This is a genomic window from Mycobacterium sp. IDUB_37, from assembly GCF_055419245.1.
Window position 1 is genome coordinate 1,353,458 of sequence record NZ_JBVAXG010000001.1, and the last position, 12,459, is coordinate 1,365,916.

Below are 12,459 nucleotides of genomic sequence, written 5' to 3' on the forward strand. Positions count from 1 at the left end.
CGGTTCGTTAGGGCGCAGCCGCGGCGGCGTGACAAATAAGAACTCGCAGACTCATCACCGCGGATGAGTGTGAAAACGGGCCGCGCGCATCCATCATGGTGTGGTGATGGCGGAATCGTTCGATGACTTGATGTCCATGCTGGATGGTCCGGTGTTCCTGGTGACCACGCAGACCGAGGGTGTTCCGTCCGGTGCCTTGGTCGGTTTCGCCACGCAAACCAGCGTGCAGCCCCCGAGTTTCATGGTCGGATTGGCCCTCGGTACTAACCTGCTCGCGGCGGCGGCTCTATCCGAATATGTCGCCGTGCACGTGCTGCCCCATCGCCAGCATGTGCTGGCCGAACTGTTCGCTGAACGACCCGACGAGGCATTCGCCCATTGCGCTTGGCGGACAGGTCCGGCCGGCATGCCGATCCTTGATGAGTCGGCCGCGTGGTTCGTAGGCAAGACGGTGAGTCGCAGCGATGTCGCCGACCATGTGGCGTATCTGCTCGAGCCGGTCGCCGTGTGGGCCCCGGAGAACGCCGAAGAGCTGCTCTATCTGTCTGATATCGACGACCTGGACCCCGGCCAGGAGGCGCCGCAGCAGCAGCGGCTCTACACCGATGACCGGGCCAGCGTGACGCAGCGTTACGGCATGAAGTTCACGCTCGACGTGCCCTGAAACCCGGGCGCTACGTCTTGTCGTCGTTGTTGCGCGGGAACCCGCCACCCTGCGGGAACAACGGGAAGACCACGTCGTCGAGCTTCTCGGCGTCACCGGAGGTCTTGTTCACGGTCGCACCCCACACGTTGCCGTCCGGCGACATGCGCAGCGCCCACGCGTGGCCGTGGGTGTCCTTACGGACGACGTCGGGTTCGCCGGTGACGGCGCCGGTTTTCGGCGCCATCCGCACGGCCACGGTGAGCTTGGTGTTGATCAGGTTGACCAGCACCGTGCCGTCCATGGCGGCACAGCCTGCGACGCCCGGCTTGTCCGGCCAGGTCCACACGGTGGACACCTCAGACTTGCGGGTGATGCGCTGCAGTCGGTCGGCGCCGGGTGTCCGGTCGGCGACGTACAGCGAGCCGTCGACGGGGTCGACGCACATGCCGCCGCCGGACCCGATGCCGGACAGTGCCGTCGTGGGCGGTGCCTGGCCGACGGTGGTGGGCTGTTCGATCCGTAGCACCTTGCCGGCCAACGACTTTGGATCAGCGGCCATGGCCGGGTTACCGGCGTCCCCGGTCAATATCACCAGGGTGGTGGGACTGGTGAAGATCAACGCGCCGGTATTTCCGGTGGCACCCTTGGGGATGCCGGTCAGGATGTCTTTGGGGACGTCGCCTTCTGCGATCCGGATGACCCGATTGTCGGTGGGAGTGCTGATGTAGGCGTACATCAGCCGGTCCTGGGAAAAGGTGGGGGACAGCACGATGTCCATCAATCCGCCGTCGCCGGACGGGTCGACCGGGATCACCATCTTCACCTTGGGCTCGGCGCTGACCGAGACCTCTTTGACCACACCAGTGGTGCGCTCGGCGACCAGTGCGGTCTTGCTGTCGACGCCCATGATCAGGCCGCTCGTGCTCTCCAGGCAGCCCTGCATAACCCCTGGTGCCGGGCATGCCTTCGGAAAAGGATTCGGCGGCAGCGGAGGAGGTGGAGGCGGCGTGGAGCTGGGTTGCGGCTTCAACTCGGGCGCGGTCGTGAACGGCTGCGACTGGTTGTCGTTGAAACGCGCGCAGCCACTCGATACCAGCACCGCCGCACATAGCGCAGCGAGCGCGCATCGAACTGACCGCCGTAATCGCATGACCGACAGGCTACGGGAATTGATGGTTAAGGCCCCCGCATGCCCCGCCCACCACGGCAAATCCCCTTATCAGCGCCCGATGATTTAGGCCGATTGTCGAGAGGGAACGCGAATGCTTCACTAAAATCCCTGCCGTGTTCGATCTGTGGCCGATGGTCGGCCGTGATCATGAGATAAGCGCGATTATGCGCTCGATCGCCGGTGATACAGCGCGGGGAGTAGCGCTGGCGGGCAAGGCTGGAATCGGTAAGTCGCGGCTGGCCCGAGAGGCAGTCGCGGCGGCGGCGGCAAACGGGTGGACCGTTCGCAACATTGCCGCGACCACGACGAGTCGCCCGATCTCGCTCGGTGCCTTCTCACAATGGACTGACGATGTGGAAAGCGCCCCCTTTGCGCTGGCACGCCGAGTCATTGAGGCGGTGACCGACGGCACCCAGCCACACCGACTGCTCGTCTTCGTCGACGACGCACATCTGCTCGACGATCTGTCCTCGCTGGTCCTACACCAACTGGCCCAGTCAGGGGCTGCCGCCGTGATCGTGACGATCCGCACCGGCGAGGTGGCTCCGGCCGCGGTGACGGCGTTGTGGAAGGACGGCCTGCTACAGCGCCACGAACTAGAACCGTTGACCCGCAAACAAATTGACGATTTGTTGGCGGCAACCCTGGGAGCTGCACCAGATCGTCAGTGCGCAGACAGACTGTGGCGTCTCACCGGTGGCAACGTGCTGTTTCTCCGTCAAGTTGTGGAACAGGAGCACCGAGCGGGACGGATGCTTGCCGACGACGGTGCCGTCCGCTGGCTCGGCAACATCACGGTTTCGGGATCGCTCGCTGAGCTGGTGGATGCGCAGATCGGTGCGATTTCCCGCACCGTGCGTGACGTCGTGGATCTGGTGGCAATCTCCGAGCCCATTGACTGGGGGTGCTTGCGGCTGCTCGCCGACCCCGACGCCATCGAAGAGGCCGAACAGCGTGAACTGATCCGGACGACATCCGGCGAGGTGTACGTCGGGCACCCGCTATATGCCGAGGCCCGACTTGATCGCTGTGGCACCTCGCGGTTGCGCCGCCTGCGCGGCCAGGTCGCTACTGCGATGAAGGACGGCGGAGAAGCCGCGAAGGTGGTCAAGCGGGGATTGCTGTGGCTGGAGTCCGACCTCCCGCCCGAGCCGGACGTGCTGTTAGCGGCGGCCACGGCGGCGAGTTCGCTACTGGACTTCGAGACGGCGGAGCGGCTCTTCACCGCGGCCGCCGCGACCGGCATCGGTGCGCAGGCCCGGATACCGCTGGCCTACTCGCTGTTCATGCGGGAAAAGGGCGAGCTTGCATTGCAGGTCCTCGAGGGCGTCGAGGTCGATGAAGCGACGGAATCGGCATTCATCAACGAGGTGGTGATGCGCGCGTCGAATCTTTTGTGGGGCATGCGCGAGCCCGAGCGATCCTGGCGGCTTATCGACGACGCGCTCAAGACCGCGCGCGGACCGCGACGTCAGCAACTGCTGGTGTTCCGCGCCAATCAGCTTGCGTTACAGGCCAAGCCGATCGAAGTCCTGGCGACGATGGCCGATGTGGCGTATCACGACCTCGACCATTACGGGGCGACAATGGGTTTCGGCGCCGAGAGCATGGCCTACGGCGAACTCGGCCAACCTCACAAGGCCGCGGCAAAGGCCGTCGAGGCCGATGAAGCGGTCACGATGAGTGAGCAGGGCAAGTTCCTGCGTCAGACGTTTACCGAGTTCCATACGTTCGCCCTGTTGGCCGCGGGATATATCGCAGATGCCGTCGAGGTGGCCGAGCGCAACCTACGTGACCAAAGTGAGCAGCCTGCGGACGTGCAGGCATTGGCATCCCAGATTCTCGGGTTGGTCATGTTGGCGGCTGGGGACCTCAACGCGGCCCTGCGGCATCTGCTCGCCGAGATGGGACCGGAGATGGCCAACAGTTTTCACGTGGCGAACAGCTTCCACCGGTACCACCTGCTGCGCACCCAGGCGCTTGCTCGGTCCGGCCACGCCGACGCGGCCGAAGCTGGGCTGGAAATCGCCCGAGCCCACCGGCATCCGGCCTACGTGTACATCAGGTCCAGCGAACTGCTGACCGAAGCATGGCTGGCGGCGGCGCGCTCGCGGCCCACCGAGGCACGCCGCCTGGCCCGCGAGGCGGCGCAGTTCGCACGAGAACACGATCAACTGGCCCGCGAAGTGTGGTCTTTGCAGACTGCGGCGCAGTTCGACGACACCGACGTCGCCGACCGGCTCGCGGAGTTGGCCACGCTCGTGGAGGGGCCGCGCGCGGCGGTCGCGGCCCGCTACGCGGCGGCCGTCGACGCCGATGACGCCGTCGAACTCGATCGCGCATCAACCGAATTCGAGGCCATGGGCGACCTGCTGGCCGCCGCCGACGCCGCCGGGCAGGCCGCCACCTCGCACCGGCGTGCGGGTCGGTCCGGCAGCGCGATGACCTCGGCGGCGCGCGCGCAACGGTTGGCAACGGAGTGCGGAGGCGCGACCAGCTCGGCGATCAGGGCCGCGTCGTTCACCCCTCCGTTCTCCAACCGCGAACGCGAGATCGCGGTGCTGGTGGCGGAAGGCCTGTCGAACCGTGAGATCGCTGAGGCGGTGTCACTGTCGGTGCGGACCATCGAGAGCCACATCTACCGCGCCAGCACCAAAGCCGGCGTCAGCGGGCGATCCGCGCTCGCCGAGATGATGCGCGGAAATGAAAGCTGAAGTCGGACTGAGGGTGCTCGGTTCTGCTGATTTGCCGTAGTCGGTCGCCGCGGGCGCGGAATTTGCAGTAGTCGGTTCCGGATTGAGATGGCGCTGATTCGCCGCAGAATCACCGTGGTGCAGTGGCGGGATACCGCGCCACTGCCTTGAGCTGCGGTTTGGAGTTGGAAATGTCGTCATTTGTGGTGGCCGGGCCCGGCGCTTTGGCAGCGGCGTCGCGGGATTTGACTGGCATCTCCTCGGCGTTGCGGTCGGCGAATGCTGCGGCGGTGGCCTCGACGACGCAGGTGTTGCCGGCTGCTGGGGATGAGGTGTCGGCGGCTATTGCGGCGTTGTTCGGCGGGTTTGGTGCGGAGTATCAGGTGCTGGGTGCGCGGACGGCGCTGTTTCACGATCAGTTCGTGGCGGCGCTGAGCTCGGGTGGGTTGGCGTATGCGGTGGCTGAGGCGGCGAATGTGTCGCCGTTGCAGGCGCTCGAACAGGGCGTGTTGGCGCTGGTGAATGCGCCGACGAATGCGTTGTTGGGGCGTCCGTTGGTCGGTCCGGGTACGGATGGGGCGGCGGGGTCGGGGGCTGCGGGTGGTGCGGGTGGGTTGCTGTGGGGTCGTGGGGGTAATGGGGGGTCGGGTGCTGCCGGTCACGCTGGTGGGGCTGGTGGTGCCGCGGGGTTGATCGGGCCGGGCGGCGTTGGCGGCACGGGTGGTGGCGGGGCCTCCGGTGGCGCGGGGGGTAGCGGCGGCTGGCTGTGGGGCGACGGCGGTGCCGGGGGCAGGGGTGGAGTCGGGCTAGCTGGCGGCGTGGGCGGTGCGGGTGGCGCCGGCGGAAGCGCGATGTTGCTGGGGGCGGGTGGCGCTGGCGGGGCGGGCGGGACCGGAATGAGTGGTGTCGCGGGTGGTGCGGGGTCGGCGGGGACACAGTTCGTGGCAGCTGGTACCGGCCATTTGGGCGGTAATGGTGGTGCCGGCGGCACGGGTGGCGCAGGGGGTAGTGGTGGCCTGTTGTGGGGTGCCGGCGGCGCCGGGGGTGTTGGCGGCGCGGGCGGCGCGGGTGGCACGGGCGGGGCCGGTGGTCTGGGGTGGACGTCGACGCTGGTGGGCGGTAGCGGCGGTGAAGGTGGTGACAGCGGCACCGGTGGTGACGGTGGCGCCGGCGGCGCGGGTGGTGCGGGCGGGCACGCGCGAGGTGTGTTCGGGGGCGGATCGGGCGCGAATGGGACCGGTGGGGCTGGGGGTGCCGGCGGCGATTCCGGGGTCGCGGGCAACGGGGGTGCCGGTGGGGCCGGGGATTCGGCGACGATAGGGGGTACGGGTGGGCTGGGCGGTGATTCCGGCGGCGCGGGTGCCGGCGGTGTCGGTGGGGCCGCGGGGGGGCCGGGTGCGGCTTCGGGTGTGAACGGTGCGGCGGGCGTGTTGGTGGCCGGTGGCAATGGTGGTGCGGGCGGTGCCGGCTTCAACGCCACCACCGCTGGGGGCGCCGGAGGAAACGGGGGTGCGGGTGGGGCCGGGGGTAGTCACGGCAACGGTGGTGCCGGCGGGGCCGGAGGTGATGGCGCGCGCGGCGAGGACGGGTTGGCGGCCACGGCGACGGGCCAATCTGGCGGTAGCGGCAGCGATGGCGGTCATGGTGGTCAAGGTGGGGCCGGTGGTGCGGGTGGGTCGGTTGCGGGGAATGGCGGCGCGGGCGGCAAGGGTGGCAACGGTGCGTCGGGTGGTCATGGCGGGGCGGGTGAGCTCGGCGCGGACGCGACCAGCGCGGGTGAGGCGGGGCAGGCCGGCGGAAACGGCGGAAGCGGCGGCAGCGGCGGCAATGGCGGCGATGGCGGCGCCGGCGGGTTAGCTGCCCACGGCACGCAGGGAACGGCTGGGGCTGGGGGCAACGCCGGTAACGGCGGGAACGGCGCCGCCCCGGGTGACGGCGGCGCGGGTGCGGGCGGTGACGCGAGCGATCGCAATGGCGGGGCTGGTGGGGCCGGCGGCAACACGGGTGTCGGGGGTGCTGGGGGCACCGGCGGTAATGGGGTCAGCACCGGCACGAGCGGCGTAGCGGGCACGACTCCGGACGGGGTGTTGGGTAACGGCGGTGCGGGTGGAACCGGCTACAGCGCGACCACGGTTGGTGCCGGTGACGGCGGTGCGGGTGGCGCGGGTGGGACCGGTGGCAGCCAGGGCAATGGCGGTGCCGGCGGGGCCGGAGGTGATGGCGCGCGCGGCGAGGACGGGTTGGCGGCCACCGCAACGGGCCAATCCGGCAGTAACGGCGGAAATGGTGGCACCGGCGGCCAGGGCGGCGCCGGCGGTGCGGGTGGGTCGGTGGCGGGGAACGGTGGGGCGGGCGGCAAGGGTGGCAACGGCGCGTCGGGTGGCCACGGCGGAGCCGGTGAGCTCGGCGCGGACGCGACGACCGCAGGTGAGGCCGGACAGGCCGGCGGAAACGGCGGAAACGGCGGCGGTGGCGGAAACGGCGGAGATGGCGGCGCCGGCGGGTTAGCCGCCCACGGCACGCAGGGAACGGCTGGGGCCGGAGGCAACGCCGGTGACGGCGGGAACGGCGCCGCCCCGGGCAACGGCGGCGCGGGTGCGGCCGGGGATGCGAGTCACCGCAATGGCGGGGCTGGTGGGGCCGGTGGCGACACGGGTGTCGGGGGTGCTGGGGGCACCGGAGGCAGCGGGGTCAGCACCGGTATCAACGGCATCGCCGGCACGACTCCGGACGGAGTGATGGGCAACGGCGGAGCCGGTGGGGCTGGTTTCAGCCCGACCGCGGCTGGTGCGGGTGACGGCGGTGCGGGCGGGGCCGGCGGCGCGGGCGGCAACTTCGGCGACGGTGGACAGGGCGGCGCCGGTGGTAACGGTGCGGCCGGCGCGAACGGGGTCAATCCGCCGCCGGTGGCTCCAGCCGGCAATGGCGATAACGGCACCGGCTACCCGGCGTCATTCAATACCGCAACTCCGGGCACTGGCGGCGACAACGGGACGGTGGGCGGGCAGGCCGGCGGCAATGGCGGCGACGGCGGCACCTACGTCGCCACCGCAGGACCTGGAACGGGCGCGGCCGCCGGCGACGGCGGCGACGGCGGTCTGGGTGCGCCCGGCGGAAACGGCGGAAACGGCGGCACCGGCGGATCGCTGGATCTGAGTCAGGCCACCGGGGCGACCGGCGGCACGGGTGGTCGAGGCGGCGACGGAGCCGCAGGCCAGGCCGGCGGAGCGGGTGGTGCCGGTGGTGTCGGTGGCGCCGGTGGGTCGGTCCGCGGGAGCGGTGGCGGAGGGGGTGTCGGCGGTCAGGGCGGTGCGGGCGGTGCGGGCGCTGCTGGGGCCACCGGTGGGATCGGCGGCGCGGGCGGATCGGCGGATTCCACAGATTTCCCGCTCATGAATCAGGTCGGGCCCTCGACTGGCGGTGACGGTGGTGTTGGTGGTGCCGGGGGTACCGGGGGCGGCGGAGGCCGGGGCGGTGCCGGTGGCGCGGGCGGTGCCGGTGGGGGACATCAGGCTGCGGGTTACAGCGACGGCGCGCACGGGGTCGGTGGCGACGGCGGCGCGGGCGGTAATAGCGGGGCTGGTGGTGCTGGTGGCAAGGGCGGGGTCGGTGGGCAGGCGGTCACCGCCGGCAACGGCGGAGCCGGCGGTGGCGGGGGTAATGCGGGTGCCGTCGGTCAAGGTGGTGGCGGCGGTGACAGCGGGGGCGGCAAGGCCGGGGCGCAGGGCGCGGCCGGCCAGTTGGCGACGGGAGTGTCGGGCAACGGCGGGATGGGCGGTGACGGTGGTACCTCGACTGCCGGCACCGGTGGTAGCGGCGGAAATGGTGGTGCCGGCGGAGACGGCGGCAACCTGGGTGACGGCGGTACGGGAGGCACCGGCGGTACCGGATCGAAAGGCATGGTCGGCGTCGACGGCGTCAACCCCGGTGACTCGGGCACGGCGGGCACCGCCGGTGGTGACGGTGGGGCAGGTGGAACCGGTGGTCTCGGCGGGGCGGTCCGCGGCGACGGCGGGGCCGGCGGACTCGGTGGCGACGGCGGGGTCGGCGGAGCGGGCGGCAACGGCATCGACGGCGCACCCGGCGCGACTCCCGCCGGGACGGGCAACAACGGCGGCAACGGTGGGGCCGGTGCGGCCGGCGGCAACGGCGGCGCCGGTGGCGTCGGTGGCGGGCATCAGACTGCGGGATACAGCGATGGCGGCCACGGCGCCGGTGGCAGCGGGGGTGCCGGCGGCAACAGCGGCGCCGGCGGCGACGGCGGAGGCGGGGGCGCGGGTGACCCAGGAGGTGACGGCGGCACCGGTGGAAACGGTGGCGACGCTGGGACGGTCGGCCTGGGTGGTGCCGGTGGTGACAGTGGTGGTGGGAAGACAGGTGCCGATGGCGCCGCTGGTCAGCGCCCTGTTGGGACCGGTAATGGCGGGATCGGCGGCATCGGTGGGGACGCCGCCGCGGGATCCGCTGGCGTAGGCGGAAAAGGTGGTGCCGGGGGCAACGGCGGCAACGTCGGCAACGGGGGTCAGGGAGGTACCGGCGGCACCGGGGGTAGCGGTGCCGATGGCACCGATGGCGTCATCGCGGGTGACTCGGGCACCGCCGGCAACGCGGGCGGGACTGGTGGGGCCGGTGGCGCTGGCGGCTTGGGCGGGTCCATTGCGGGCAACGGCGGCACCGGTGGCACCGGCGGAATGGGCGGGACTGGCGGCACGGGCGGCAACGGACTCGACGGATCGCCCGCAACTTCGATCGGCGGCGCAGGTCAAGACGGCGGCGACGGCGGCAAGGGCGGTGTCGGCGGCAAGGGCGGCGCCGGCGGTACTGCCGGTGGCGTGGCCGTAGGCGGATCCGGCACCGCGGGCGTCAACGGCACCGGCGGCGTCGGCGGCACCGGTGGTGACGCCGGCAAACCCGGCGACGGCGGCTTCGGCGGTTATGGCGGAGAGGGCATCCCCAATGACGGTGGACGCGGCGGCGACGGTGGTGATCCGGGTCAGGTCGGCGCCGGCGGCCAGGGCGGGGCGATCGGCACCGGCGGCAGCGGCGGCAAAGCCGGCGCCACCGGCAGCGACGGCACCCCGGTTACCAGCGGCGGCAACGGCGGCCTTGGCGGTCAGGGTGGCACCGGCCCGGTAGGTGCTCAGGGCGTGGTCGGCGGCAACGGCGGCGCCGGGGGTAACGGCGGATCCGTCGGCAACGGCGGCAACGGCGGGGCCGGGGGCCGTGGCACCCCGGGCAGTTTCGGCGAGATCGGCGCCGAAGGCCAACCCGGCGGGGCGGGCAATGCCGGAGCCAACGGCGGCAACGGCGGTGCCGGCGGCAACGGCGGCTCCATTTCCGGTAACGGCGGGGCTGGTGGTGCCGGCGGCAACGGCGGCGACGGCGGTGATGGCGGCAGCGGCGGCAACGGCTCCAACGACGGCATCTTCAGCTCGGGGAACCCCGGCGGATCCGGCGGTGCCGGTGGCAGCGCCGGCAACGGCGGGAACGGCGGCGCCGGAGGAGTAGCCCTCGGCTCCGGCAGCGGCGGCGCCGGCGGCGTCGGAGGCAACGGCGGCCTCGCCGGCAACGGCAGCTACGGCGGCGACGGCGGGGTTGCCGGTGACCTTGCCGTCGGCGCCTTCGGTGGCAATGGCGGCGCCGGCGGCAAAGCCGGCAACGGCGCCAACGGTGGTGTCGGCGGTGATGGCGGCGCCGCCAACGGCGCGGGAACCGGTGGTCTCGGCGGTGCCGGCGGCGTCGGCACCAGCGGCGGTTACGGCGGCAACGGGGGCAGCGGCGGAAGCTCCGGCCCGGTGGGTGAACACGGGGGTAACGGCGGCGCGGCCGGTAACGCCGGCAACGCAGGCAGCGGCGGCAATGGCGGCAACGGTGGCGACTCCGCGGCCGGCCTCGCCGGTAACGGCGGCAACGGTGCCCACGGTGGTATAGGCGGCACTGCCGGGCTCGGCGGCGCTCCGGCTGGTCAGGGTGGAAACACCGGAGCTCCGGGGGTCGCTGGCGCCGGCGGCAATGGCGGTGCCGGGGGCAACGGCGGGAACGGTGCAATGGCCGCCGGCCCGTCGGGCAACGGCGGCGACGGCGCCTTCGGCGGTTACGGAGGCAACGGCGGCGGAAACGGCGGCGCCGGCGGCAATGGCGGGCAGGTCGGCAACGGCGGTAACGGTGGGGCGGGCGGATATGGCCTCGACGGAGCCAACGGCGCCCACGGCGTCGACGGCTACGGCCTCGCGGGCTTCGCCGGATCACACGGCGGCAACGCCGGCAACGGCGGTGCCGGCGGCAATGGCGGGTCGATTTCCGGCAACGGCGGGAACGGTGGTGCCGGTGGCGGCGGTGGGAACGGCGGGAACGGCGGCGGAGGCGGCAGCGGCAGTAACAGCCAAACTGGGCAAGCCGGCGCGGCCGGCGGCGCCGGCGGCAATGCGGGCAGCGGCGGCGCCGGTGGAGCCGGTGGGGCCGCACTGGGATCAGGCGTGGGCGGCGCCGGTGGCGACGGCGGCTCCGCAGGCAACGGTGGGTCCGGCGGCGTCGGCGGCAACGGCGGCGCGAACGAGAACACCCAGACTGCCGGTGCCGGAGGCAACGCCGGCAAAGGAGGGGCAGGCGGCAGCGGTGGCAGTGGCGGCGACTCCGCCGACGGGCTCGCCGGTGACGGAGGGACCGGTGCCAATGGGGGCACCAGCGGGACCGCAGGAGCCGGCGGCGCCGGTGGGTATCCCACCGTGCCCGGCGGGGCCGCAGGAACGCCGAGCACCGGCGGGAAGGGCGGCGCAGGCGGCGACGGCGGCAGCGGCGCCCAGTCAGCCGGGCCGTCCGGTAACGGCGGCGACGGTGGCAACGGCGGCAGCGGCGGTGACGGCGCCGGCAACAGCGGTGGTGATGGCGGTGCCGGTGGGCAGGGCGGCCAGATGGGCAGCGGCGGTAACGGAGGCAACGGGGGCGCAGGCATCAACGGCACAGCCGGCCCGCACGGCATCGACGGATCAGGCACCGCCGGTGTCAACGGGATTGCCGGCGGGCACGGCGGCAACGGCGGCGCGGGCGGCTACGGCGGTTCGATTTCCGGCAACGGCGGCAACGGCGGAATCGGCGGCGGTGGCGGCAACGGCGGTGACGGTGGCGGCGGCGGCAATGGCGAGCCGGGAGTTGCCCTCACCAAGGGCGGCGATGGCGGCGCCGGTGGCACCGGCGGCGCGGGCGGTAATGGTGGCAACGGTGGTGCGGGCGGCATCGCTGCGGGGTCGGGCGACGGAGGAATTGGTGGAGCCGGCGGTGTCGCCGGCCACGCCGGTGACGGCGGAGCTGGAGGGGCCGGGGGCAGCATCAACGCGGCATCTACCGGTGGCGGGGATGGCGGAGCGGGCGGCGTTGGCGGCAAGGGCGGTGTCGGTGGCAGCGGCGGAATAGGCGGCGGCGCCGCCGAAGCGGGCAGCGGCGGCGTCGGTGGTCTGGCCGGCGCCGGTGGCTTCGGCGGGACCGGCGGCGATGGCGGTGTCGGCGGTAGCGGGAGCGATTCCAGCGGCGTGCGGGGCGGCAACGGCGGCAACGCCGGCCAGGGCGGCGACGGTGGCAACGCCGGCAGCGGCGGCACCGGCGGTAGTTCCGGCGCTGGCGGACCCGGCGCTGACGGCGGCAACGGTGCGGCCGCCGGGGACGGCGGTGCCGGCGGTAATGGCGGCAACGGAGGCGAAAGCGGGTCGTTCTTCCTCATCAACGCCAGCGGCGGCAATGGTGCCAACGGCGGTGCGGGTGGGACGCACGGCGCAGGCGGCTCCGGTGGCTTCGGTCTCCCCGACGGCACCCCCGGAGACCCCGGTTCTCCCCTGGCCGCAGGCGGATCCGGTGGCGCCGGCGGCAAAGCCGGCTCCGGTGCAACGGGTGGACAGGACGGCAGCGATGGCGCGAACGGCCCTGGTGGCACATAACGCGGCGGTCGTGGCAGTGGT

4 protein-coding genes are annotated in these 12,459 nt (G+C 72.4%); 3 read left to right on the top strand and 1 reads right to left on the bottom strand.

The window, feature by feature from the left end; genetic code table 11:
- Window positions 1–106 precede the first annotated feature (106 nt).
- Window positions 107–664: a flavin reductase family protein gene (locus ACZY1I_RS06355; protein WP_463753390.1), complete on the top strand. Its 558-nt coding sequence runs from the start codon at window positions 107–109 to the stop codon at window positions 662–664.
- Window positions 665–674: 10 nt separating this feature from the next.
- Here the strand turns inward: ACZY1I_RS06355 and ACZY1I_RS06360 are convergent, their stop codons facing one another.
- The gene (locus ACZY1I_RS06360) at window positions 675–1,796 is read right to left on the bottom strand and encodes a PQQ-dependent sugar dehydrogenase (protein ID WP_463753391.1); all 1,122 of its coding nucleotides are present in this window, start codon (window positions 1,794–1,796) and stop codon (window positions 675–677) included.
- 134 nt (window positions 1,797–1,930) lie between these two features.
- On the opposite strand from ACZY1I_RS06360, the gene ACZY1I_RS06365 reads away from it, so the two are divergent.
- Complete coding sequence (locus tag ACZY1I_RS06365; RefSeq protein ID WP_463753392.1) at window positions 1,931–4,531, top strand: helix-turn-helix transcriptional regulator; 2,601 nt, start codon at window positions 1,931–1,933, stop codon at window positions 4,529–4,531.
- A 170-nt stretch (window positions 4,532–4,701) separates the two neighbouring features.
- Window positions 4,702–12,438, top strand: a complete 7,737-nt coding sequence (locus tag ACZY1I_RS06370) for a PE family protein (protein WP_463753393.1) — start codon at window positions 4,702–4,704, stop codon at window positions 12,436–12,438.
- The last annotated feature ends 21 nt before the right edge of the window (window positions 12,439–12,459 follow it).